Raw genomic sequence first — 24,049 nt, 5'->3', positions numbered from 1 at the left:
GCCATGACGCCGCGCGCCACCTATCGATTCCAGTTCCACAAGGACTTCCCCTTCGCCCGTGCGGAAGCGCTGCTGCCCTATCTCGATCGACTGGGGATCAGCCATGTCTATGCCTCGCCGATCACCACCGCCACGACGGGGTCGATGCACGGCTATGACGTGATCGACCCGACGCGGATCAATCCCGAACTGGGGGGTGAGGATGGCTTCCGCTCGCTGGCCCTGGCGGCGCGGGCGCGTGGCATGGGCGTCATCATCGATATCGTGCCCAACCATATGGGCGTGGCGGGCGGCGGTAACGACTGGTGGAACGACGTGCTGCGCGCGGGGCCCGACAGCCGCTATGCCCGGTTCTTCGACATCGACTGGTCGCGCAGGCTCGTCCTGCCCATCCTGGGCGACCCGCTTTCCCACGTCCTGGCCGAAGGACAGATCACCGTCGAGCGGACCGACGGACGAGCGGAAGTCGTCGCCTATGGCGAACACCGCCTGCCGATCCGCGACGCCGATCAGGACGAGGCCGAAATCCTGCCGATCGCCGAACTACTCGACCGCCAGCATTACCGGCTGGCTTCGTGGCGTGTGTCCAATGACGAACTCAACTGGCGGCGCTTCTTCACGATCAACGAACTGGCCGGGCTTCGAGTGGAGGACGACGGCGTCTTCGAGGAAACCCATGCGCTCTATTTCCGTCTCTATGCCGAGGGGCTGATCGACGGCGTGCGGATCGACCATATCGACGGGCTGACCGACCCGATCGGCTATGGCCGGAAACTGCGCGCGCGGTTCGATGCCATCCCCCGCGACGACGGCAACCGCGCCTATATCGTGGTCGAGAGGATCCTCGGCGCCGACGAGGCGATGGGTCGCGACTGGGGTGTCGACGGCACCAGCGGCTATGATTTCATGGAAGAGGTCGCCGCCCTGCTCCATGCCCCGGAAGGTACGCGACCGCTCGCCGAACTCTGGGCGCAGCTGAGCGGACGGTCGGCCGATTTCGCGCCCGAGGAATTGCAGGCACGACAGGATCTGCTCGCCTGGCAGTTCGCAGGACAGCTGGACGGATGCGTGGCGGCCTTCGCCGCGCTGACGGCATCCGACCCTGCGCTGAAGGGCGCGATCACGACCGCGATGCTCCGCCGCGCGATCGAGCGCCTGCTCTGGGTCTTCCCGGTCTATCGTACTTACGGCCCCGACGCGCCCGCGACGGATGCCGAGGTGCGCAGCCAGGCCCGGTCACGGGTCGAGCGTTTCATCCCGCCGGGCGAAACCTTCGTGGTCGACCGGATCCTCGCCTGGCTGGCGGGCGAAGGTAATGCGGACCGCGCCCTGCTGGCCGAGGCGGTGCGCCGTTTCCAGCAATTGTCCGCGCCGATCGCCGCCAAGGCGGTCGAGGACACCGCCTTTTATCGGCATGGCGTCCTCCTCTCGCGCAATGATGTGGGGTTCGACGCGGGGCGGATGAGCCTGCCGATCGCGGCCTTTCACGACCGGATGTCCGGAAGGGCCAAGACGTTCCCGCATGCCATGCTGACCACCGCCACCCATGATCATAAGCGCGGCGAGGATGTGCGCGCCCGCCTTGCGGTGTTGAGCGCGATCCCGGACGATTGGCGCATCGCGGTCGAAGGGTGGCGGCAGGACACACTGGCCCTGTCCGAAGGGGTCGATCCGGCGGCCTGGTACATGCTCGTGCAGACGCTGGTCGGCGCCTGGCCCCGGCCGGAGGATCTGGGCGATTTCGCGGAGCGGGTGACGGCGTGGCAGGAAAAAGCCCTGCGTGAGGCCAAGCTGCGCTCGTCCTGGGAAGCCCCGGACGAGGATTATGAGGGGCGCTGCAACGCTCTGGCCGAAGCGCTGATCGCCGGCGCGGAGGGTGCGTCGTTTCGAGCGCGGCTGCACGGCCTGCTGCGGCGGATAGCACCGGCGGCCTCGGCCAATTCGCTGGTGCAACTGGCGCTGCGCTATACGGTGCCGGGGATACCAGATTGCTATCAGGGTACGGAGTTCGCCGATCTCAGCCTGGTCGATCCCGACAATCGTCGTCCGGTCGACTATCCCGCCCGCGAACAGGCGTTGGCGGAAGGCGGCTGTCCGAAGCTGGACCTGCTCGCCGGGTTGCTTGGCGCGCGCCGTCGAGCCCCCGCACTGTTTGCCGAGGGCGATTATCGGCCGCTTCCCGTCAAGGGGCATGGCCGCGACCGGGTGATCGCGTTCGAGCGGCAGCACGGCGATGCGGTGTTGACCTGTGTCATGGGGCTTCGCCTGGCCCCGCTGATGGATGCGCAGGGCCAGGTCGATTGGCGGGATACCGCCGTCGTGCTGGCGGACGGCTCCCGCCTGGTGGCCGATTTGCTGGCCGACGGGCCGGTCTGGTATGACGTTCGGCCCGGCACCGACAAAGGATAGGCATGGCCGTCACCGATATCGCGACACGGACATGGGACCATGGCTGGCGGCTGGATCCCATCGTCCGCAGCCTGCTGGACACCGATTTCTACAAGCTGCTGATGCTTCAGATGATCCGGAACCTCTATCCGGACACGCAGGCGACCTTCGCGCTCCACAACCGGACGCGATCGGTTCGTCTGGCGGACGTCATCGACGAGGCGGAGCTGCGCGCGCAGCTCGACCATGCCCGGACGTTGCGCTTCACGAAGAAGGAATTGATCTGGCTGGCCGGTAACAGCTTTTACGGCCAGACCCGGATGTTCGCGCCGGATTTCCTGGCATGGCTCGCCGATTTCCAGCTTCCCGATTACGAGCTGAGCCGCCGCGACGGACAGTTCGAACTGCGCTTTCACGGCCCCTGGTGCGCGACGACGATGTGGGAAATCCCCGCGCTCGCCATCGTCAACGAACTGCGGGCCCGTGCGGCGCTGCACGCCAAGGGCCGCTTCGCGCTCGACATCCTTTATGCCCGCGCCAAGGCCAAGCTCTGGGGCAAGGTCGAGCGGTTGCGGGCGCTTCCCGATCTGGCCATTTCCGATTTCGGCACGCGGCGACGCCATGGTTTCCTGTGGCAGCGCTGGTGCGTGGAGGCGTTGAAGGAAGGGCTTGGGGACCGGCTGATCGGCACCTCGAACGTGCTGCTGGCGATGGACAATGATCTGGAGGCGATCGGCACCAACGCGCATGAGCTGCCCATGGCAGTCGCGGCGATGGCGCGGACCGACGACGAGCTGCGCCAGGCCCCCTACCGCGTCCTTCGGGAATGGCGGCAGCATTATCACGGCAACCTCCTGATCGTCCTGCCCGACGCGTTCGGCACCGCCGCCTTCCTGCGCGAAGCACCCGATTGGGTCGCCGACTGGACCGGCTTCCGACCCGACAGCGCACCGCCGATCGAAGCGGGCGAGGCGATCCTGGACTGGTGGCGCCAGCATGGCCGCGATCCGCGCGACAAGCTGCTTATCTTCTCCGATGGCATGGACGTCGACACGATCGAGCGGACCTATCGGCATTTCAACGGCCGCGTCCGGATGAGCTTTGGCTGGGGCACCAACCTGACCAACGACTTCCGCGATTGCGATCCCGACGGGCTGCCGGGGCTGGAGCCGATCTCGCTGGTCGCCAAGGTCATCGACGTGGATGGCCGCCCCGCCGTCAAGCTCTCCGACAATCCGGCCAAGGCCAATGGCGATCCCGCGGAGATCGCGCGCTATCTGGCCGTCTTCGGCAATGACGGGCGAGAGGCCCGCACGACCGAGGTATGATGATGCTGCCGCCCGACTTCTACGGGCAGGAGGTCGATGTCGTCGCCCGCGCGTTGCTCGGCGTGACCCTGCTGGTGGACGGCGTCGGCGGCCCGATCGTGGAGACCGAGGCCTATGACGCCGCCGATCCGGCCTCGCACAGCTTTGCCGGCCGGACCGCCCGCAATGCGGCGATGTTCGGGGCGGTCGGCCATGCCTATGTCTATCGCATCTACGGGCTGCATCATTGCCTCAACATCGTCTGCGGCACGCCGGGCAGCGCCGTCCTCATTCGCGCCATCGAGCCGGTCCATGGCCTGGAGGTCATGCACCGGCGGCGCGGCGGGCGGGTCACCATCAAGCAGCTTTGCGCCGGACCCGGACGGCTGTGCGCGGCGCTGGGGGTCGACCAGGGCCTGAACGGAGCCTCGCTCGGCGAGTCCCCGTTCAATCTGCTCCCGACCGCCACCGATGCCGCGATCGTCAGCGGACCGCGCATCGGCATTACCCGCGCTGCGGAACGCCCCCGCCGGTTCGGCATCGCCGGATCTCCGTGGCTGAGCCGCCCATTTCCTCAAGGTCCTGACGCGGTGCAGCATCGATCGGGCAAATAATGCCATGCGGTGCAGCATCTATTTTGCTTGCTCTCATCTCTATTTGTCGCGAGCCTCCCTGGGATAACGATAAGGGGACGAGTCGATGGAGTGGATCAAGGTCCTGGCGGTGGTCGCCATGGTCTATGGCGTCTGGGCGGCCTATCGTTCGCTGGGCGCACCAGTTCTTCACAACGGCAATCGCTATTTCCGTCAACCCGACGGCAGCTTCCGCCGCTGGTATGGCGGCCAGCGTTTCAGCGCGTCGGATGTCGGGGTTGTGGATCAGGGCTGATCGCGTCACGGTCAGCAACGGTACAGACGGATTCCGCGATATAGCCTAATCCGGCCTTTTCCTGGCCCGACAAGGATATAGCGGTTTCATGTTTGTCGATTGGGGCATCCCCACGCCCTTGCTGCTCGTCGTCGTGGCGATCGTCGTCGCAGGTATCGTCGCGCGTCGCGTACCGTTCCTGCGGTTGGCGATCAACCTGGTCAGCTGGCTGGTGCTGGGCGGCCTCCTTTTGGTCGTGCTGCAACAGCGTGAACAGTTCAATCCCTATATCCAGCGGGCGATGCAGGTCCTCAATCTGCAGGACCAGAGCGTCGTCGGTGACACGGTGCGCATCCGGATGTCGCCGGACGGGCATTTCTGGGCACGGGTCACGCTCGACGGGGTCAGCCGACGGATGCTGGTCGACAGCGGCGCGACGCTGACCGCCTTGTCGACCGACACCGCGCGCGCCGCCGGGCTGCGGCCGTCCGCCCCGGTCTTCCCCGTAGTGCTGAACACGGCCAACGGCATGATCCGCGCGCAGACCGGACGCGTGAAGACGCTGGAGATCGGTACGATCCGTGCCGACGGCATCCCCGTCGTCATCTCCCCCGCATTCGGCGAGACGGACGTGCTGGGCATGAACTTCCTGTCGCGGCTCAAGAGCTGGCGGGTCGAGGGATCGACGCTGATCCTGGAGCCGCACCACCCACAGCCATTAACCCACCGGTCATCGCCAACATGACAAGAAGATGATGGAAATCAGTGCAATCGGCGACACCGCCGATTGACTTGGCGGTTTAGCTTACCCATGCGTCAATCCATGAACACTCCCCTGTCGCGAATGCTGCCGCTCCCGGCGCAGCTCGACCGATATGTCGTCCATGCCATTGAAACCGGCCGTTTTCCCGACGAGCACGCGCTGCTGGTCGCGGCGCTCGAGCGGCTGTGCGCGGAGCAGCCTTTCGACGCGGCGACCGCCTGGCTGGTCGGCGGCGGCGAATGCGGGCAGCGGGTGCGCGATCACGACTGGGCCGCCACGGCGCTGGGGCCGATCGGCGGCTGGCCCGCCGCACTGCGCACGACCGTGGCGAACATCGTCCATTCACCGATCGCCAAGGTCCTGATGTGGGGGCCGAATCATGTGATGATCTATAACGACTCCTATCGCACCATCGCCGGGCCGCGCCATCCCTCGGCGTTCGGTGGCCTGGTGCCGGAGGTCTGGCCCGAAATATGGGACTGGAATCGCGATATCCTGTCGCGGGGATTCCAGGGCGAGGATCTGGCCTTTCACGATCAGAAGCTGATCGTCACCCGCGCAGGGCAGCCCGAAGAGGTGGTGTTCGACCTCTATTACACGCCGGTCTATCTCGACCATGGCGATGTCGGCGGGGTGATGTGCACCGTCGTCGAGAATACCGGGCGGGTCGCGGCGGAGCGGAGGCTGGCGGAGAGCGAGGCCGAGCTCCGGGTCATCACCGACTCGCTGCCGGTGCTGGTCGCTTTTGTCGATCGCGAGGAACGATACCGCTTCGCCAACAGCTATTATCGCGAGTTCCTGGGCGTCGACCCCGACGCCATGCTGGGCACCCGGATCAGCGACGTGCTGACCGACGAGGATTATGCCGAGCGGCGCCCGTTGATCGAGCGGGCACTGGCGGGCGAGACGGTGGTCGCCGATGTCCGGATCCAGCATCGTGACGGCAGCCATCGGCGCGCCGAGACGCGCTATATTCCTCGCCGGGACGAACAGGGCGCGGTCGTCGGCTTTCATATCCTGGTCTTCGATGTCGACGAGCGGATGCGCCATGCCGAGGTGATCGAGCGCAGCAATCGCCGGTTCCGCGCCGCGATGGACGCCGTCCACGGGGTGCTGTGGACCAACAGCGCGGATGGACGGATGGTCGGCGAGCAGCCCGGCTGGGCCGCGATCACCGGCCAGACCCGCGAGGAATATCAGAATTTCGGCTGGGCGAATGCCGTCCATCCGGACGATGCGGCGGACAGCATCGTCGCCTGGAACAAGGCGGTGGCGGCCAAGGGCATGTTCGTTCACGAACACCGCGTCCGTCGCCATGACGGCGAATGGCGCACCTATGCGATCCGGGGCCTGCCGATCATCGGGACCGATGGCGAACTGGTCGAGTGGGTCGGCGTGCATACCGACATCACCGAGCAGCGCGCGGCCGAACAGGCGCTGCGCGACCAGGCCAATGTGCTGGCGCGTCAGGTCCATCACCGCGAACGCGCCGAGGCACAGCTCCGCCAGCTCAACGAGACGCTGGAAAGCCGCGTCATCGAGGAAATCGCCGAGCGCCGCCAGGCCGAGATGAAGCTGGCCCAGGCACAGAAGATGGAGACGATCGGCAAGCTGACCGGCGGCGTCGCGCACGACTTCAACAATCTGCTTCAGGTCGTGTCGGGCAATCTCCAGCTGCTCGGCAAGGACGTGGCGGGCAACAGCCGCGCCGAGCAGCGGGTCGCCAACGCCATGGCGGGCGTCTCGCGGGGCTCGAAGCTGGCGTCGCAATTGCTGGCCTTCGGGCGGCGGCAGGCGCTGGAGCCCAAGGTCGTCAACGTCACCCGTTTCGTGCAGGGCATGGACGACATGCTGCGCCGTGCGATCGGCGAGGGCGTGGAGATCGAGACGATCGTCGGTGGCGGCCTGTGGAACACCTTCATCGACCCCGCCCAGATCGAAAATGCGCTGCTGAATCTGGCGATCAACGCGCGCGACGCGATGGATGGTCAGGGCAAGCTGACCATCGAGCTGGGCAATGCACATCTCGACGACGCCTATGCGCGCACCCATGACGAGGTGGTGCCGGGCCAATATGTCATGCTGGCGGTGTCCGACACCGGCAGCGGCATGTCCGAGGACATCATCCAGAAGGTGTTCGAGCCCTTCTTCTCGACCAAGAGCGAGGGCAAGGGATCGGGGCTGGGCCTGTCGATGGTCTATGGCTTCGTCAAACAGTCGGGCGGCCATGTGAAGATCTATTCCGAGGTCGGCCACGGCACCACGATCAAGCTCTACCTGCCCCGCGCGATGGAGGCCGAGGATGTCGAGGTGGCGGTCGACACCGGCCCGATCACCGGCGGCACCGAGACCGTGCTGGTCGTCGAGGACGATGCGGAAGTGCGCGCGACGGTGGTCGAGCTGCTGTCGGACCTGGGTTACCGCGTCCTGAAGGCGGTCGACGCGCAAAGCGCGCTCAACGTCATCGAGAGCGGCATACCGATCGACATGCTCTTCACCGATGTCGTCATGCCCGGCACGCTGAAAAGCCCCGAACTGGCGCGCAAGGCACGCGAGCGGCTGCCCGATATCGCGGTGCTGTTCACATCGGGCTATACCGAGAATTCGATCGTCCATGGCGGACGGCTGGACAAGGGCGTCGAGCTGTTGTCCAAGCCCTATACCCGCGAGGCGCTGGCGCGGAAGTTCCGCCATGTCCTGGCCAATCAGCGGCAACGCAAGATGCCCAGGGACGATGCGGGCCACGCCGCCCCGGGCGACCCGGTCGACAGCCAACCGGTCGTCCATCCGCTGCACGACGGCCAGACCATCCTGCTGGTGGAGGATGACGATCTGATCCGCGCCAACACGGCCGAGGTGTTGCAGGATGCGGGCTTCGTCGTGGTCCATGCCGTGACCGCCGAGGAAGCGATGACCGCGCTTCAGACGGCGCAGATCGACGTGCTGGTGACCGACATCAACCTGCCGGGCGAATCGGGGATCGAGCTGGCGGGACGGGCGCGGCTATTGCGGCCGACGCTGTCGATCGTGTTCGCGACGGGCGACGGCGGAATGGCGGGCGATGCGGCGGAACTGGACGCGGCGCTGCTGACGAAGCCCTATTCGGCGGGGCAGCTGCTCAACGCTATCCGGGGGCGGCTGGGTGTTACGGAGCAGGCGGCCCGACCCTGAGGTCGGACCGCCCACCCCCTTCGATCGGGCTCATGCCGGAGGGGGGCGGCAGGGGAGCCCGGACGAAACCGGATAAGGGGTTAGCGGGCCTTCCAGCCCTCGATCGCGGCGAAGGTGATGATCACCGCGAGCACCAGCAGGGCACCCTGCAATTCCAGTGCGGTCAAATCAAACTCCATCGTCATCGGTCATGCTCCCGAATGATGTCAAAACAACGAACCGTTCGGCGGCCTTTCCACAAGATGCGGATGGCCGTCGCAGGATGGTGCCGAAGCATAAAGGTGCCTCGGCGTTCGTGACGGACCGTCGACCTCGCGCCTCTTCCATGATCACTGACTTCAATACTTCTGAAGCCGGTCATGGCCGCTGATCGACGACCCGTCACTCCTCTCCTCTACGGACAGGATATACCCGTTGTTTTTTGCTGTCGTGCAGCGCGTTCGTGACAAATCATGTCCGGCAGTGCGGCAGGCGAATTTCCGCGCACAGCCCGCCTTCGGGCCGATTGGCGAGGGTCAGCTCCCCGCCTTCGGCCGCGACGACCCGCGCGACGATCGACAGGCCAAGACCAAAGCCCACCGTGTCGCGCCGCCGCGCCGCGTCCAGCCGGACGAACGGTTCTAGGACCAGTTCGAGCGACTCCTCGGGAATGCCGGGTCCGTCATCCTCGACCCGGATGCGCACCGCGTCGCTGCGTTCGACGTCCAGCGTGATGACCGCATGCTGGCCATAGTGCAGCGCATTCTCGACCAGATTGGTCAGCGCGCGCTTCATCCCGAAGCGGCGAAGACGACAGTCGAAATGATCGGGCCCGGCATAGCGGACGTCGCGCCCGTGATCGGCAGCATCGTCGGCCAGATTGGCGCATAATATGGCTAGGTCGGTCAATTCGGGCTGTTCGACATCCCCTTCCCCGCCCAGGAACGCCAGAAGCGACGACACCATCGCTTCCATTTCCTCGATATCATTGCCGATCGCATCGCGAACCTCGGCCTCGCGGATGGAATCGGCGCGCAAGCGCAATCGAGCGAGCGGGGTGCGCAGGTCATGGCCCACCGCGGCCAGCGCACGCGTCTGTTCGTCGATCAACCGCCCGATCCGCGCCTGCATCCGGTTGAAGGCACGGGTCACGTGGCGCACCTCCTTCGGCCCCCGCTCGGGAACGATCAGGGCACTGGCGCCCTGCCCCCGCCCCAACTTGTCGGCCGCGCGGGCCAGGGTGCGGAGGGGATGCAGGATCCGCCCGATCAGCGCGCCGCTGACGAACATCAGCGCGATCGCCGGGATCAGCGCCAGCAGCACCCGCCCCAGGGCCAGATCGAGCGTCCGAACCCCCTCGCGCATCCGGAAGCTCAGCAGCGACCCGTCATCCAGTCGCAAATCCCCCGACACCATCGAGGTCCGCCCCGGCGAGGTCAGCCGCAAATGGATGTCGGTCGCGGCCAGCGACGGCTCCCAATCGACGATCTGGCGGCGCATGCTGTCCATCGCAGGCGCAATGGTCGGGCGCGGCGGGGTCTGGGTGGACCAGCCGACGATATAGCGGTCGGTGGTCAGTTCCTCCGCCACTTCGGGGCGTTCGATCGCGGGCCGCTCGTTGAGGACGCGGCGCGCGACGATCAGATGCTCGGCCAGCCGCCGTGCCTCATCGTCACGGACCGAGACATGGCTGGCGCGCTCGTAGAGATAGGTGGAGACGGCGAACTCGATCGTCACCGCCAGCAGCAGGATCGCGACGATCCGGCCGAGCAGGCCGACCGAGGGGCGGATCACCGCCGCTCCACCGGCACGTTGAGCATGTAACCGACGCCGCGCACCGTGACGATCGGCGCGGCACCCCCCGCCCCCGACAGCTTGCGGCGCAACCGGCTGACCAGCACATCGATGCTGCGGTCCGAACTGTCGCCGATCCGCGCACGGGACAGCTCGATCAGGCGTTCGCGCGCGATGACGCGCTGGGCATTGTCGAGAAAGGCGACGAGCAGGTCGAACTCGGCCCCGGTCAACTCGACCTGGGCGCCCGATGGCGACATCAGCTCACGCCGGGGCAGGTTGGCGGTCCAGCCGTCAAAGCCCAATATGCCCGCCTCGCGCTCGCCCGGCGTGCTCTCCAGCCCGCCGCGGCGCAGCACCGCGCGGATGCGGGCGACCAGCTCGCGCGTGCCGAACGGCTTGGCGAGATAATCGTCCGCGCCCAGCTCCAGCCCGACGACGCGGTCGACCTCGCTGCCCTTCGCGCTGATGAAGATGATCGGGACCGGGCTCTTCTGGCGCACCTGACGGCACAGGTCGATGCCGCTGGTGCCGGGCAGCATGATGTCGAGCAGGATCAGGTCGATCTGCCCGACCTCCAGCGCTTGCCACATTTCGGGCGCGGCATTGGCCAGCTTCACGGCAAATCCGTTCTCCTGAAGCGCGCGCGCGGTCAGGGTGCGGAGGGCGGGATCGTCCTCGACGATCAGGATGGTAGGCGGCGTCACCCCATCTGGCTAGGCAGGTGCGACGCCGTCGTCAACGGCCGCTCCGGACCGATCCCCGTCAAGTCGCTGCAACTGCACGGCATATCGCTGCGCACGGTCGGCATAGCCGTCCGCCGACCGCCGCAACCGCGCCACATCTTCCGGCGTGAGCGTCCGGATCGCCTTTGCGGGCGCCCCCACGATCAGGCTGGCGGGCGGGAAGACCTTGCCCTCGGTCACCAGCGCGCCCGCGCCGACCAGCGAACCGGCACCGATCACCGCATCGTTGAGGATGGTCGCACCCATGCCGATCAGACAGCCCTCCTCGACGGTACAGCCATGCAGGATCGCCCGGTGCCCGATGGTGCAGTCCTGTCCGATCGTCAGCGGGCTGTCCGGATCGGAATGCAGCACCGCGCCGTCCTGCACATTGGTCCGGGCACCGACCCGGATCGGCGTATTGTCGGCGCGCACCACCGCCCCGAACCAGAGGCTCGCCTCCGCCTCGATCACCGCCTGTCCGATGACATCGGCAGAAGGGGCGATCCAGGCGCTGGCATGGACGTCCGGGCGATGTGCGCCTAGCGCATAGAGCGGCATCAGGCGGCCTCCCCCAGTGCCGAGCCCTGTTTTGCGGCCTGGCGGAAACGATGGAGCAGCGGCTCGGTATAGCCGTTCGGCTGGGCCACCCCCTCGAAGATCAGCGCACGGGCCGCGGCGAGCGCCAGGCTGTCGGCCCGTCCGGCCATCGGACGATAGGCCGGATCGCTCCGGTTCTGGGCATCGACCTTTGCGGCCATCCGCATCAGTGCCGCCTCGACCTGGCCCGCATCGACGATCCCGTGGTGCAACCAGTTGGCGATATGCTGGGCGGAAATGCGCAGCGTCGCGCGATCCTCCATCAGTCCGATGTCATGGATGTCGGGCACCTTGGAGCAGCCGATGCCCTGATCGATCCAGCGGACCACATAGCCGAGCAGCCCTTGCGCATTATTTTCCAACTCGTCGGCGATCTGCTCGGCCGTCCAATCGGGATCGACCGCGATCGGCGGCGTCAGCAGGCGTTCGAGCGCGGCGACCGGCTCGTCCGCACGGGCCCGCTGGCGGGCAGCGACGTCGACGCGGTGGTAATGGGTCGCGTGGAGCGTCGCGGCGGTCGGCGACGGAACCCAGGCGGTCGAGGCGCCGCTGATCGGATGCGCCTGTTTCTGCGCGAGCATATCGACCATCCGGTCGGGTGCGGCCCACATCCCCTTGCCGATCTGCGCCCGCCCAGCGAAGCCGCAGGCCAGGCCGATCTGGACGTTGCGATCCTCATAGGCCGCGATCCAGTCGCATGCCTTCATCGCGTTCTTGCGGACCACCGGACCGGCCTGCATCGCGCTGTGGATCTCGTCGCCGGTCCGGTCGAGAAAGCCGGTGTTGATGAAGACGATCCGATCCTTCACCGCATGGATACAGGCCGCCAGATTGGCCGAGGTCCGGCGCTCTTCGTCCATCACCCCGATCTTGATCCGGTGCCGATCGAGCCCCAGCATATCCTCGACCGCGTCGAACAGCCGGTCGGCGAAGGCGGCTTCCTCGGGGCCGTGCATCTTGGGTTTGACGATATAGATCGAACCCATCCGCCCGTTGCGGAAGGGCGCTCCGTTCCGGCCGTCGCGCATCGCGATCAGGCTGGTGACGATCGCGTCGAGAATGCCTTCCGGTGCTTCGGTACCATCGGCCAGGCGGACGGCGGGCGTGGTCATCAGATGCCCGACATTGCGCACGAAGAGCAGGCTTCGACCAAGCAAGGTGAAGGCCGTCCCGTTGGGCGCCCGATAGGCGCGGTCCCCGGCCAGCCGCCGGGTGGTCGTGCGACCGTTCTTCTCGACCGATGCGGTCAGCGTGCCGTCGATCAGCCCCAGCCAATTGACATAGCCCGCCACCTTGTCGGCCGCGTCGACCGCCGCGACCGAATCCTCCAGGTCGCAAATGGTGGTCAGCGCCGATTCCAGCACGACATCGGCGATCCCCGCCGGGTCGCTCCGGCCGATCGGATGGCCGCGGTCGACCGTTACCTCGATATGAAGCCCGTGATGGCGGAACAGCCATCCCGTCTCGCTGCGGCCGACGAATTGCGACGGATCGTCCAGCGCGGCGACCGCGGCGGCCAGATCGGTCACCGCCGACCAGCCGCCCGCGACCGGCACCGCCGTGTCCAGGAAAGCACGTGCCCAGTCTATCACCGCTGCCCCGCGTTCGGGGTCATAGTCGCTGGCATCGCCGATGGGGGCGATGGCATCGGTGCCGTAGAGCGCGTCATACAGGCTTCCCCAGCGCGCATTGGCCGCGTTGAGCAGGAACCGCGCATTGAGCATCGGCACGACCAGCTGTGGCCCGGCGAGCAGGGCGACCTCCGGATCGACCTTATCTGGGGCGATGGTGAACGACGGCGGTTCGGGCACCAGATAGCCGATTCCGGTCAGGAAGCGCCGCTGCGCGGCACCGTCATGCGGACCACCACCGCGATACCAGTCGTCGATCGCCGCCTGCATCGCGTCGCGCTTGCGCAACAGCGCGGCGTTTTCGGACGCGAAGCGAGCCATGATGGCGGCCATGCCGGTCCAGAAGCGATCCGCATCGATCCCGCTTCCCGGCAAGGCACGCTCCTCCAGGAAGCGGGCCAGTTCCGGCGCGACGGACAGGCCTTTGCGATCGATCATCGATACTCTCCCGAACTGGCATTTCGGGGGTCAGGTTAGGCCATCGCCATATCCTTCGGTAGAGGGCATAATCGCAATGCTGTCGATCGCCGGAGGAACGAATGGACCCCGATATCGCCCTGTTCGTCGATGTGGTGCGCGAAGCCAGCCTGGCGGGTGGGGCGCGGGCATGGCGGCTGTCCCCCGCCATGGTGTCCAAGCGGATCGCGCGGCTCGAGGCTCGGCTGGGCGTCCGGCTGCTTCATCGCACGACGCGACGGCTGACGATGACCCAGGCGGGAGAGGCCTTTCACGCGGATGTCGCGCCGCTGGTCGCTGGGCTCCGCATGGCCCAGGCGCGGATCAGCCAGACCGCCGCCGCCCCGGCCGGGCCGTTGCGGCTGACCGTTCCAACCTCTTTCGGGCGGCTTTGGGTCGCGCCCTGCCTGCCCGCCTTTCTCGATCGCTATCCGGCGGTCCGGCTGCAACTCGATCTATCGGACGATTATGTCGATCTGGCCGCGGCGCGGGTCGATCTGGCGATCCGGATCACCACCGCGCCGCCGCCGGGGCTGGCCGGGCATCGCTTTGCCGACAACCGCCGCCTGCTCTGCGCCAGCCCGGCTTATCTGGAGCGCGAAGGCCATCCCGCGACGGTCGCGGAGCTTCGCCGACACCGGCTGATCGCCGCACAGGGGCAATTGCCCTGGCGCCTGACCGGCGCGACGGTTGAGGGCGAGAGCCGGGTGGAAACCAATTCCAGCGAAGCCGTGCGGGAACTGGCGCTGGCGGGCGCGGGCATTGCGCTTCGCTCGCTCTGGGACGTGGCCGATGCGCTGGCCGATGGACGACTGGTTCGCGTGCTTCCCGAACGGCAGGGATCGGTCGAGGTCGGCATCTGGGGCCTCCACGCGCCGGTCGGCGCCCCCGCCGCGGTTCCCGCGCTGATCGCCCATCTGACCGAGCAATGGCGCGGGGCGGCCTGGATGACATGACGGCCCCGTCATTTTTCCGTGCATCGGCCCGACACAGGCTTTAGGCACTCCCCATCAATTTGGGGAGTTACGGTTCGATGGCAGGGGGTCTGGTCGCATTGCTGGACGACGTGGCGGCGATCGCCAAGCTGGCGGCGGCGTCGCTTGACGATGTCGCGGCGGCCTCCGCCCGCGCCGGGGCCAAGGCCGCCGGGGTGGTGATCGACGACACCGCCGTCACCCCGCGCTATGTCGTCGGGCTGTCGCCGCAGCGCGAATTGCCGATCATCGGCAAGATCGCGCTGGGGTCGCTGCGCAACAAGCTGTTGTTCCTACTTCCCGCCGCCCTGCTGCTCAGCGCCTTCGCACCCTGGGCGATCACCCCGATCCTGATGGCGGGTGGCGCCTTCCTATGCTTCGAGGCGAGCGAGAAGATCCTCGAATCGCTGATCGGCGGGCATGGCGAGGCCGAGGAGGAAGCGGCGGTCGATGCCAAAACGCTGGAAGATCGCCAGGTTTCGGGGGCGATCCGCACCGACCTGATCCTGTCCGCCGAGATCATGGCGATCGCGCTCTCCGAACTGCCCGACCTGTCGATCGGGACCCAGGCGATTGCGCTGGCGCTGGTCGGCATCGCCATCACCGTCGGCGTGTACGGGCTGGTCGCCGCCATCGTGAAGATGGACGATATCGGCCTGCACCTGGCGCAGCGCGACAATGCGCTGGCGCAGACGATCGGGCGCGGGCTGGTCAAGGCGATGCCGGTCTTGCTGCGTATCCTGGCGATCGTCGGCACCGCCGCGATGGTCTGGGTCGGTGGCGGGATCATCGTGCACGGCATGGAAGAATTCGGGCTGACCGCCCTGCCCCATCTGATCCACGACACCGCGCATCACGCGGGCGAGGCGCTGCCCTTTGCCGGGGCTGCCATCGCCTGGATCGTCAGCGCGATCGGTGCCGCGATCGTCGGGTTGATCGTCGGCGGGGTGATTGCGGGGGGGCTGCACCTGCTTCCGTCCCGCAAGGGCGCACACTGATCCGCTCAGGCGGCGCGGACGCCCTCCGCCTCCAGCAGGTCGGGACCGAGCAACCGGCCGGTGATCGTCACCGACTTGCCGACATGATCGACGGGCACGCGCGACAGACGCAGCTCGAATGTCGCGCCGTCATCGCATTGCAGGATGAAGGCGCCGTGCCGCCGCACCAGCCGGCCGGTCAGCGAGTGGGTGGGCGTGTCCGAAAGGGCGTCGTCGCTCGTCATCATCGGGCCAACGGTGGCGCCCACCTCCGGTTCCCGCAAGGTCATCCATCGACCCTTTCCAGATCGCGGGCCTGCTCCACCCTGTCGCGGCCGCCCCGCTTGGCGCGGTAGAGCGCTTCGTCCGCGCGGCGCATCAGGTCGCCCGCGATATTGCCCGCCCGCCAATGGGCGACCCCGGCGCTCATCGTGACCGGCACCGGGCCATGTTCGGCCATGACCGGAGATCCGGCGATCTGGCGCCGCAGCCGCTCGACGATGGCGGTGGCGATCTCCAGCCCGGTGTCGGGAAACAGGATCGCGATCTCTTCCCCGCCATAGCGCGCGACGCAGTCCTTCGCGCGCACCGCCCCCTGGATACGTCGCGCCACCTCGACCAGCACGGCATCGCCGACGCTGTGGCCATGTTCGTCGTTGATCCGCTTGAAATGGTCGAGATCGAGCAGCGCGAAGGCGAAGCCGCCGCCCGAACGGCATGCCCGCTCGGCGGCCTGCTCCATTTCGTTCATCAAGGTGCGGCGATTGGCCAGGCCGGTCAGCGGGTCGGTGCTGGCCAGCCGGTCGAGCTGGGCGTTCGCGACGCGCAACGCGCTGGTCCGCTCGGCCACGATCGCCTCCAGCACGTCGGCGCGCCGCCGGATCACCGCCGTCACCAGCCAGAAGGCGCCGCCGATCGACACCAGCAGCAACAGGCTCAGACCGATCCGGGCGGGCCAGGTTTCATACCATTGCGGATCGACGGTGATCCGTACCTGTCGCGTCACCGTCCGCGCCGCCAGCCCCGGCACATGTGCGCTGAGCGTCAGCCAGTAATCGCCCGAGGGCAGGTTGGTATAGATGGCGGTGGCAGGGGTGCCCGCAGGCACCGTCATCCAGTCGGCATCGAACCCCTCGAGCCGATAACGATAGCGTATCTCCTCGGGCGCCGCATAATCGGTCAGCGAAAAGCCCAGCCGCAACGTCCGGCCCTGACGATCGAGATGCACCACCGGGTCGCGCGCGACCGAGTCGATCGCCAGCAGCCGCCCGTTGATATCCGCCTGGCTGACGATCAGCTGGGCGGTATCGCTCCTGTCCTGCCGCCCCAGCAGCAGATCGGGTTGCAGGACCATCAACCCCTCGGGCGAGCCGAATAGCAACGATCCGTCGTTCATGGTGGCCGCCGCACGCTGGTTGAACGCACGCATCGGCATGCCGTCGCGCTGGCTCATTTCCAGGACATGGAGCGTGGTCGGATCGATGACCGATATCCCGCCCGCGCTCGCCGTCCACAGGCGACGCCGGGCGTCGGGCGTCAGCGAGGCGACATTGTCGCCCGCCAGCCCCTGCGCCTCGCCGATCGCGCGGAATTTCCAGCCGTCGCGCGTCGTGCGGCCGAGCGCCACGCCGCCATAGGTGCCGACCCACAATCTACGTCCGTCGGGCACCATCGACCCGACATAATCCTGCGGCAGGCTATAGGGATCGTTCGCCCGATTGGCATAGCAGACGAACCGGCCGCTGCGCGGGTCGAACTGCCCGATCCCGCCGGGCGTGGCGACCAGCACCTGGCCATCGGGCCGCGGCAGGATGTTGATGACCTCGTTATTGGGCAGGCTGCGCGGGTCCGCCGGATCGTGCCGGTACACCGTCACCCGCCCGGTCGCCCGGTCGCGCTTGTACAGTCCCTTATAGGTGCCGATCAGCAGATCGCGCTTCGTCTCGGCCAGCGAAATGACCGGCAGGTCGCCAAGCTCGGGGATGACGAGATCATGGGTGGCGAGCGTCCGGGGATCGATCGCCACGACACCGCGCGCGCCGATCAGGATCGAGCCATCCGACGATTCGAGCAGCGCCTTGATATCCTGACCGGCATGATGCCCGGCAAGCGCAAGGTGGCGGACCTGCCCCGCCGCCCGGTCGAGCCGATCGACCGAGCCGTTGCTGAACCCCAGCCAAATCTGTTGGCGACGATCGACCAGCACGCCCCGGACATTGTCATCGGCCAGCGACAGCCGGGGGTCGTGCATCGCCGAACCGATGCGCAGCACGCCGCCCCCCGGCCCCTGAGTCCGCGACGCGCCCAGTTCGGTCGCAGCCCAGATCCCGCCGCCATCGTCCATCGCAAGGGCTCGCACCGTATCCCCGGCCAGCGCCAGCGGATTGCCCGTGTCGTGACGCAGCCCGCTGGCGGCGAACCCGCGCGCCGGGTCGAGCAGGACGATGCCCATGCCATCGGTCGCGATCCATATCCGCCCGAGCCGGTCCTCGACAAAGGCGCGGATCGTCCGGTGCCCGATCAACGGTGCATCGCTGGTCAGCGTGGGCAGCTGGACGAAATGCCGGGGATCGCCATTCTCGGACAGGTATACGCCATCCGACCCGGTACCGACCCAAAGCCGCCCCCGGCGGTCGCGCAGGATCGACCAGACATCGCCCGATGGCTTGTGCGCGCCCAGCGAAACATGGGTGAATGGGCGCGTCCCCGGCGCACGCCTCCATAGGCCATGGTCGGAGCCTGCCCACAGGGTGCCGTCGCCGTCGCGGAACACCGCAAAGGCGCCCTGGGGGCGGCCATCGGGCGAGGGTATCGCGCTTTCGGTCATCGGATCGACGCGATCGAGCCTGGCGATATAGTGGTGCACGCCGCCGTCCGAGCCGATATAGGCGCCACCCGCCCCGTCCGGCGTGAAGCTGAAGATGCGGGCTCCGATCGCGCCGTGGGTCGGCTTGAGCCGGATGAACGCGTCGCGTTGCGGGTCGTAGCGGGCCAGGCCGCCGACATTCGTCCCGATCAGCACGCCCCCGCCCGGCAGTGCCATCAGCGAGCGGACATAATTGTCGGGCAGCGAATGGGGATCGGTCTGGCGCTGCTTGAAGGTCCGCACCCGCTGGCCGTCATAGCGGGTCAGGCCGCCACGGGTGCCGATCCACATCGTCCCGTCGCGCGCGCGCACGACCGCGGTGGTCGTGATATGCGGCAGACCGATCGCTTCGCCGAGGCTCGCGAACGACGTCCATCGCCATGCCGCCCACGAATCGGCCGCCTGAAGGCGCCCAAAGGGCAGGATCATGACCGAAAGGAACAGGGCCAGCGCGGCCAGGGGACGGTATGGCTTCATAGGCTTATGCTGGGAACCCATATCACGCGACCTGATAAAACCGGGTTAATTGCGCCATACGCCGCGTATCGGCCTTTCCCGGCGAGCGACGGGATCCGACTTGACGAACCGCCCGCGTTCCTGTTTCGTTTCCAGGGCCGTGCCTGATCGGCCGACGAACCTGACGAGCTTTTTTCCGTGTCGCTCCAGCCCCCTGCCCCCGACGCCGTCGGCGACAACCGCAAGATCATCCATGTCGACATGGACGCCTTCTATGCGTCGGTCGAACAGCGAGACGATCCGGGTCTGCGCGGACGGCCGGTCGCCGTGGGGGGATCGCGCGCGCGGGGCGTGGTGGCGGCGGCCAGTTACGAGGCGCGGGGCTATGGCGTCCGATCCGCGATGCCGTCGGTCACCGCGCTGCGCCGCTGTCCCGACCTGGTGTTCGTCCCCCCGCGCTTCGACGTGTATCGCAGCGTTTCGCAGCAGATCCGGGCAATCTTCGCGCGCTATACCGACCAGATCGAGCCGCTGTCGCTGGACGAGGCCTATCTGGACGTCACCAGCGATCGGGCCGGGCTGGGTTCGGCCACCGCGATCGCCGAGGCGATCCGGGCCGCCATTCGCGAGGAGACCGGGCTGACCGCCTCGGCCGGGGTCAGCTACAACAAGTTCATCGCCAAGCTCGCCTCCGACCAGAACAAGCCCGATGGCATTTGCATCATTCCTCCGGCGCAGGGACCGGCCTTCGTCGCCGCCCTGCCGGTCAAGCGTTTCCACGGCGTCGGTCCGGTCACCGCGCGCAAGATGGAGGCGCTGGGCATCCTGACCGGGCAAGACCTGCGCGAGCGGCCGCTCGATGTCCTGCAACGGCATTTCGGCAGCTATGCCGACTATCTGCACGGTGCGGCGCGCGGCGTCGACCATCGCCCGGTCCGCGCCCATCGCGAGGCCAAGTCGGTGGGCGCCGAGCGGACCTTCGAGAACGACCTGACCGAACGCGACGCGCTGCGGGCCGCGCTGGAGCGGGTGGTCGAGGCCGCATGGGTCCGGATCGAGCGGAGCGGCGTCGCCGGGCGGACCGTGACGCTGAAATTGCGGTACAGCGATTTCCGTACCATCACCCGCGCCCGCTCGACCGGCCAGCCGATCACCGAGCGAGCGCAATTCCTGGCGATCGGTCTCGACCTTCTCGATCAGCAATTGCCGGTGGCCGGCGGCGTCCGGCTGTTGGGACTGACGCTGTCGGGCCTCAACTTGGCGCATGGCGGTGAAGAAGGGCCGAGCCAGGCCGAACTGCCCTTATAGGCCTTTGGTCACACGGCCCGGTCGGCGTCCGCTTCCGTCTCCTCGGCCGCTTCGAGGACCAGTATCGCGACCGCCCCCAATCCTTGCCCATGGCTATGCAGTTCGAGCGATCCGCCCATCGCGGCCGTGGAATTGGCGCACCAGTGGAGGCCCAGCCCGCCGGATTTCTCGGTCCGGGTGGAAAAGCCCGACCGGAACAGCTTGGTCGCCAGCGCCGGGTCGAAGCCCTGCCCGTCATCCATGATCCGCACCGTCACCCGGCCACCCTCCGATTGGATGGTGACGGTGATCGCACCATGGTCGCGCCCGGTCTCGGTGATCGCCTCGATCGCATTGGCGAACAGATTGCCGACCACCTGGCTCAGGATCACCCGATTGGCCAATACGGGAAAGGGCCGGGCGGTAAAGGCGAAATGGATCGAGGCGGCCTGCGAATAGCGGGCGATGGTGGCATTGCGCGCGATGATGTCGGTGACATCGCAGCGTTCGCGTGGGGGGCGTTCATGCGCTCTGGCCTGTTGCGCCCCGATGATCTCCAGCGTCTGACGCATCGCATCGCGCCCGATATCGAGCCGCGCCCGCACCGCCTCGCGCGCCTTGGTCTCGGCATCGAGCGCGCCCGCGACGAACGCCACCAGCTTGACCCGGCGTTCGGGCGGAACGCCCTCCCCCGCCAGTTCCACCAAGGCCCGGTCGATCAACGCACGATCATAGGCGGGCGACCGATCGCCGCCATGGCTGAGGATGGCGCCGAGCGGGGATAGCGCGTTACGGACATTGTGCAGCACCGCCACCGCGCTTTCCGATCGGCCGAGCGCGAAGCTCTGTATCTCATTCTGTTCGCGCAGATCCTTCAACTGGCTGAGCATCGCATTGAAACTGCGGCCGAGCGAACCGAATTCGTCGTCGCGCCCCTCCCTGTCGTGATAGGGAGAAAGGACGCCCGACGCCTGGACCCGCTGCATATGGCGCTCGACACGGCCGAGCGGTGCCAGCACCAGCCATCCCAGCGCACGCCGCAGCATCAGCAGCGTGAAGACCAGGAGCAGGATCGATCCGGCCGTCGCCAGCAGGAGCACCCGACGGCCAAGCAGCGTGACCTCACGCGAGATCCGGAACCGCGCCATGCCGACCGCGCGACCATCGAGACCCGGAACCGGAACGGCAATCTCCATGCGCCGCGTGCCCTTGAACATGGTCCGGTCCGGTCCGGATGCGGGGCCGGTCAGGCGGGCCGTCTTGTGCATCGCGCGGGACAGGTGGGCGGGGGTCAGAATGCTGGCGACGGCGAGATAGTCGCGCGGTCGTCCCACCACGCCGGTGACGGTGGCGATACCGATAGCGGCGATCCGCCCGCGCAGCGGCAGATAGAAGCTGTTGGAATCCCGCCCTTCAAGCAGCTGCGAAAGGTCCCTGCGGTTCATCGCATCCGCCAGCGCGGACGCCATGGCGTCCGCCTCGTCCGGATGTCCGGGATCGCGCCACCGTGCCTTCCACCGCCCATCGGCGGCTCCACGATAGGCCACACCCTGGATCGGATGGTTGGGAAACACATCCGGCACGATACCGGCATGATCGCGCGCGATCTCCTCGACCCGCTGGGTGATATCCGACAACAGGGCCTGCGCCCGTTGGCGATAGCCCATGATCGCCTGCTGCTCCAGCCGATCGAAACTGGGTGAGATCACCAACGCCAGAAAGGTCGCGACCGCCACCGCACCGCCGATCCCGGTCAGTGTCAGCATCGCGACCATCGTGTTGCGCAGCGATCGGCGACGCGACCATTCGCCCAACCACCGGATCGCGGTACGCATCAGGGTCAGCCTTGCACGCCGGCCATCGGGGGTTGCGTAGGCGGCATACCGTCCAGCGACATGTAACGCTGCACCGCCAGCGCCCGCGCCTGTTCGGCGGGAATCGGGTGGGAGAAGAGATACCCCTGCAGATGACTGGCCCCTGCGACGCGCAGCGCCTGGGCCTGGGCCTCGGTCTCGACCCCCTCGGCGATCACCCCCAGCCCAAGGGCACGGCCGAGATGGATGATCGAATGGACGATCGCGGCGGACTCGCGCTCACGCCCCATGCCGTCGATGAAGCTGCGATCGATCTTCAGGCAGTCGAGCGCGAATTTGCGGATATTGTACAGGCTGGAATAGCCCGTGCCGAAATCGTCGAGAGCGATGCGGAAGCCCAAGTCGCGCAGTTCGCACAGCGTCTCGGCCGCGCGCTCGGCATCGTCGAAGATCGCTGTCTCGGTAATCTCGATCTGGACCCGACCAGGCGCCACCCCCGCCCTCTGCACGCTGTCGAGGATATGCGCGACGAAATGCGAACGGCGGAACTGGATCGGGCTGAAATTCACCGAGACATATTGATCGGGCCAGTGGCGCAACTCGGCCAGCGCATGGTCGAGCACCCAGTCGCCCAGTTCGTGAATGAGATTGCTCTCCTCGGCGATGGGGATGAAGATGGTTGGGCTGACCGCGCCATGTTCGACGGTGTCCCACCGGACCAGCCCCTCGAACCCGACAATGTCGAGATCGGCGCGCCCGACGATCGGCTGGAAGGCCAGGGTCAGCTCGTCACGGGCGATCGCCTGAGTCAGCCCGGCCTCGACACCGCGACGCAGGCGAATGCCGTCGTCCATCTGCGCATCGAACAGCCGGACGACGCCGCGCCCGGCGCGCTTGGCCTCGTTCAGCGCCATGTCCGCCTGGCGGATCAGGTCGATCGAATCGCCATCGGCGCCGCCCTGCCGAACCACCAGTCCGCATGACGCGCCGCAGCGCACCGAATGCCCCAATATGCTGAAGGTGGTCGCACAGGCGGTCACGATCCGCTCGCACGCGGCGACGGCCTCTTCATGATGCGCGCTGTCGAACAGGATGCCGAACTCGTCGCCGCCCAGCCGCGCGATCAGCGCACCGGCGGGTGCAGCCTGGTTCAGCGTAGAATACACCTCGCGGATCAGTTCGTCGCCCGCCAGATGGCCGAGCGTGTCGTTGACCAGCTTGAACCGGTCGAGGTCCAGCATCGCCGTCACGAACCGGCCGCCCCGGCGGCCCCGTTCGTCCAGCGCGCGCAGAAAGGCGACGCGATTGGGCGCATCGGTCAAGGCATCGTGCAGCGCCAGATGCATGGCGCGGCTCTCATTGGCCTCCAGCTCGGCGGTCTTTTCCTCCAGCGCGGCGACCTGCGCGGCCAGCAGGACCCGCGTCGCCGCCAGCTCGCGCTCATTCTGCCAGCGACGGCACAGTGCCAGCGCGGTCTGCCAGATCTCGGCGACCTCGAAGGGCTTGGCGATGTAGAAGATCTTGTCGGCGGGCCCGGCAACCTTGCTGATCTCGACCGGCGAAAAGTCGGAATAGCCGGTGACGATCACCAGATGGATATCAGGGTCCAGCGCCCGGATCCGCCGTGCCGTCTCGCGACCGTCGAACCCCGGCGGCATCCGGATGTCGATGAAGGCGACGGCAAAGGGCGTGCCGTCGGCCAGCGCCCGCTCGACCGCCGCGACGGCATCCTGGCCCTGGCGATAATGGTGACGCTCGAACACCGCATCGCCTTCGTCATCCGATGCTTGGGGCTTGCCGAACAGGTCGGCGGCCATGGCGTCGAGCATCGCGTCCTGCGCCAGACCCTGGCCGGAAAAGCACAATGCATAGCTGTCGTGGATTGCCGGTTCGTCGTCGACGATCAGTATGCGCATCCGGTCACCATGAATCCATCGATCCCCGTTATATGGATCAATGGTAACCGGATACGCTTAAAGTGACGTAAATGGTCA

17 protein-coding genes are annotated in these 24,049 nt (G+C 67.2%); 9 read left to right on the top strand and 8 right to left on the bottom strand.

The window, feature by feature from the left end; translation table 11 throughout:
• Positions 1-3 precede the first annotated feature (3 nt).
• The 6 genes from treY (at position 4) to QE360_RS14375 (ending at position 8,496) form a co-directional block, all read left to right on the top strand.
• Positions 4-2,409: a malto-oligosyltrehalose synthase gene (gene treY / locus QE360_RS14400; protein ID WP_309702558.1), complete on the top strand. Its 2,406-nt coding sequence runs from the start codon at positions 4-6 to the stop codon at positions 2,407-2,409.
• Positions 2,410-2,411: 2 nt separating this feature from the next.
• Positions 2,412-3,716: a nicotinate phosphoribosyltransferase gene (pncB, locus tag QE360_RS14395; protein ID WP_309702556.1), complete on the top strand. Its 1,305-nt coding sequence runs from the start codon at positions 2,412-2,414 to the stop codon at positions 3,714-3,716.
• On the top strand, positions 3,713-4,309 hold the full coding sequence (locus tag QE360_RS14390; protein WP_309702553.1) for a DNA-3-methyladenine glycosylase: 597 nt from the start codon (positions 3,713-3,715) through the stop codon (positions 4,307-4,309). The genes pncB and QE360_RS14390 overlap by 4 nt, the downstream gene beginning before the upstream one ends.
• An 85-nt stretch (positions 4,310-4,394) precedes the next feature.
• Entirely contained in the window at positions 4,395-4,583 is a 189-nt protein-coding gene (locus QE360_RS14385; protein WP_309702552.1) for a hypothetical protein, read from the top strand.
• Positions 4,584-4,671: 88 nt separating this feature from the next.
• Positions 4,672-5,307: a TIGR02281 family clan AA aspartic protease gene (locus QE360_RS14380; protein WP_309702550.1), complete on the top strand. Its 636-nt coding sequence runs from the start codon at positions 4,672-4,674 to the stop codon at positions 5,305-5,307.
• A gap of 78 nt (positions 5,308-5,385) precedes the next feature.
• Positions 5,386-8,496: a PAS domain-containing protein gene (locus QE360_RS14375; RefSeq protein ID WP_309702548.1), complete on the top strand. Its 3,111-nt coding sequence runs from the start codon at positions 5,386-5,388 to the stop codon at positions 8,494-8,496.
• Between the two features lie 450 nt (positions 8,497-8,946).
• Here QE360_RS14375 and QE360_RS14370 read toward each other — a convergent pair whose 3' ends face one another.
• Genes QE360_RS14370 through QE360_RS14355 form a run of 4 tightly spaced genes read right to left on the bottom strand, consistent with a single transcriptional unit; the run spans position 8,947 to position 13,663 of the window.
• Complete coding sequence (locus QE360_RS14370) at positions 8,947-10,269, bottom strand: ATP-binding protein (RefSeq protein WP_307098914.1); 1,323 nt, start codon at positions 10,267-10,269, stop codon at positions 8,947-8,949.
• Positions 10,266-10,976, bottom strand: coding sequence for a response regulator (locus tag QE360_RS14365; RefSeq protein ID WP_307098917.1), 711 nt, complete (start codon positions 10,974-10,976; stop codon positions 10,266-10,268). Before QE360_RS14365 ends, QE360_RS14370 begins: the two co-directional genes overlap by 4 nt.
• Before the next feature lie 9 nt (positions 10,977-10,985).
• Entirely contained in the window at positions 10,986-11,555 is a 570-nt protein-coding gene (locus QE360_RS14360; RefSeq protein WP_309702546.1) for a gamma carbonic anhydrase family protein, read from the bottom strand.
• The gene (locus QE360_RS14355) at positions 11,555-13,663 is read right to left on the bottom strand and encodes a malate synthase G (RefSeq protein ID WP_309702544.1); all 2,109 of its coding nucleotides are present in this window, start codon (positions 13,661-13,663) and stop codon (positions 11,555-11,557) included. Before QE360_RS14355 ends, QE360_RS14360 begins: the two co-directional genes overlap by 1 nt.
• Before the next feature lie 101 nt (positions 13,664-13,764).
• Here QE360_RS14355 and QE360_RS14350 point away from each other — a divergent pair, with 101 nt between their 5' ends.
• Both QE360_RS14350 and QE360_RS14345 read left to right on the top strand, forming a co-directional pair.
• Positions 13,765-14,637, top strand: a complete 873-nt coding sequence (locus tag QE360_RS14350) for a LysR family transcriptional regulator (RefSeq protein ID WP_309702542.1) — start codon at positions 13,765-13,767, stop codon at positions 14,635-14,637.
• A gap of 77 nt (positions 14,638-14,714) precedes the next feature.
• On the top strand, positions 14,715-15,653 hold the full coding sequence (locus QE360_RS14345; RefSeq protein WP_309702540.1) for a DUF808 domain-containing protein: 939 nt from the start codon (positions 14,715-14,717) through the stop codon (positions 15,651-15,653).
• A gap of 5 nt (positions 15,654-15,658) precedes the next feature.
• Here QE360_RS14345 and QE360_RS14340 read toward each other — a convergent pair whose 3' ends face one another.
• The gene (locus tag QE360_RS14340) at positions 15,659-15,922 is read right to left on the bottom strand and encodes a DUF5818 domain-containing protein (protein ID WP_309702538.1); all 264 of its coding nucleotides are present in this window, start codon (positions 15,920-15,922) and stop codon (positions 15,659-15,661) included.
• Positions 15,919-18,975 carry a diguanylate cyclase gene (locus tag QE360_RS14335; protein WP_309702532.1) on the bottom strand — a complete coding sequence of 1,019 codons (3,057 nt, stop codon included), beginning with the start codon at positions 18,973-18,975 and terminating at the stop codon, positions 15,919-15,921. Before QE360_RS14335 ends, QE360_RS14340 begins: the two co-directional genes overlap by 4 nt.
• A gap of 177 nt (positions 18,976-19,152) precedes the next feature.
• On the opposite strand from QE360_RS14335, the gene dinB reads away from it, so the two are divergent.
• Positions 19,153-20,262 carry a DNA polymerase IV gene (dinB, locus tag QE360_RS14330; protein WP_309702530.1) on the top strand — a complete coding sequence of 370 codons (1,110 nt, stop codon included), beginning with the start codon at positions 19,153-19,155 and terminating at the stop codon, positions 20,260-20,262.
• 8 nt (positions 20,263-20,270) lie between these two features.
• Here the strand turns inward: dinB and QE360_RS14325 are convergent, their stop codons facing one another.
• Both QE360_RS14325 and QE360_RS14320 read right to left on the bottom strand, forming a co-directional pair.
• Positions 20,271-22,076 carry a sensor histidine kinase gene (locus QE360_RS14325; RefSeq protein WP_309702529.1) on the bottom strand — a complete coding sequence of 602 codons (1,806 nt, stop codon included), beginning with the start codon at positions 22,074-22,076 and terminating at the stop codon, positions 20,271-20,273.
• Positions 22,077-22,081: 5 nt separating this feature from the next.
• Entirely contained in the window at positions 22,082-23,971 is a 1,890-nt protein-coding gene (locus QE360_RS14320; RefSeq protein WP_309702527.1) for an EAL domain-containing protein, read from the bottom strand.
• Between the last annotated feature and the right edge of the window lie 78 nt (positions 23,972-24,049).

The sequence above is a fragment of the Sphingomonas sp. SORGH_AS_0789 genome, from assembly GCF_031453055.1.
In the GTDB taxonomy this organism is placed as follows: domain Bacteria; phylum Pseudomonadota; class Alphaproteobacteria; order Sphingomonadales; family Sphingomonadaceae; genus Sphingomonas.
Note: the sequence above shows the minus strand (reverse complement) of the source record. Positions and strands in the feature narration are given on the sequence as shown.

Coding starts and splice junctions, on each gene's coding strand:
- treY (WP_309702558.1), top strand. CDS start 4: ATGACGCCGCGCGCCACCTATCGATTCCAGTTCCACAAGGACTTCCCC.
- pncB (WP_309702556.1), top strand. CDS start 2,412: ATGGCCGTCACCGATATCGCGACACGGACATGGGACCATGGCTGGCGG.
- QE360_RS14390 (WP_309702553.1), top strand. CDS start 3,713: ATGATGATGCTGCCGCCCGACTTCTACGGGCAGGAGGTCGATGTCGTC.
- QE360_RS14385 (WP_309702552.1), top strand. CDS start 4,395: ATGGAGTGGATCAAGGTCCTGGCGGTGGTCGCCATGGTCTATGGCGTC.
- QE360_RS14380 (WP_309702550.1), top strand. CDS start 4,672: ATGTTTGTCGATTGGGGCATCCCCACGCCCTTGCTGCTCGTCGTCGTG.
- QE360_RS14375 (WP_309702548.1), top strand. CDS start 5,386: ATGAACACTCCCCTGTCGCGAATGCTGCCGCTCCCGGCGCAGCTCGAC.
- QE360_RS14360 (WP_309702546.1), bottom strand. CDS start 11,555: ATGCCGCTCTATGCGCTAGGCGCACATCGCCCGGACGTCCATGCCAGC.
- QE360_RS14355 (WP_309702544.1), bottom strand. CDS start 13,663: ATGATCGATCGCAAAGGCCTGTCCGTCGCGCCGGAACTGGCCCGCTTC.
- QE360_RS14350 (WP_309702542.1), top strand. CDS start 13,765: ATGGACCCCGATATCGCCCTGTTCGTCGATGTGGTGCGCGAAGCCAGC.
- QE360_RS14345 (WP_309702540.1), top strand. CDS start 14,715: ATGGCAGGGGGTCTGGTCGCATTGCTGGACGACGTGGCGGCGATCGCC.
- QE360_RS14340 (WP_309702538.1), bottom strand. CDS start 15,922: ATGACCTTGCGGGAACCGGAGGTGGGCGCCACCGTTGGCCCGATGATG.
- QE360_RS14335 (WP_309702532.1), bottom strand. CDS start 18,975: ATGAAGCCATACCGTCCCCTGGCCGCGCTGGCCCTGTTCCTTTCGGTC.
- QE360_RS14325 (WP_309702529.1), bottom strand. CDS start 22,076: ATGCGTACCGCGATCCGGTGGTTGGGCGAATGGTCGCGTCGCCGATCG.
- QE360_RS14320 (WP_309702527.1), bottom strand. CDS start 23,971: ATGCGCATACTGATCGTCGACGACGAACCGGCAATCCACGACAGCTAT.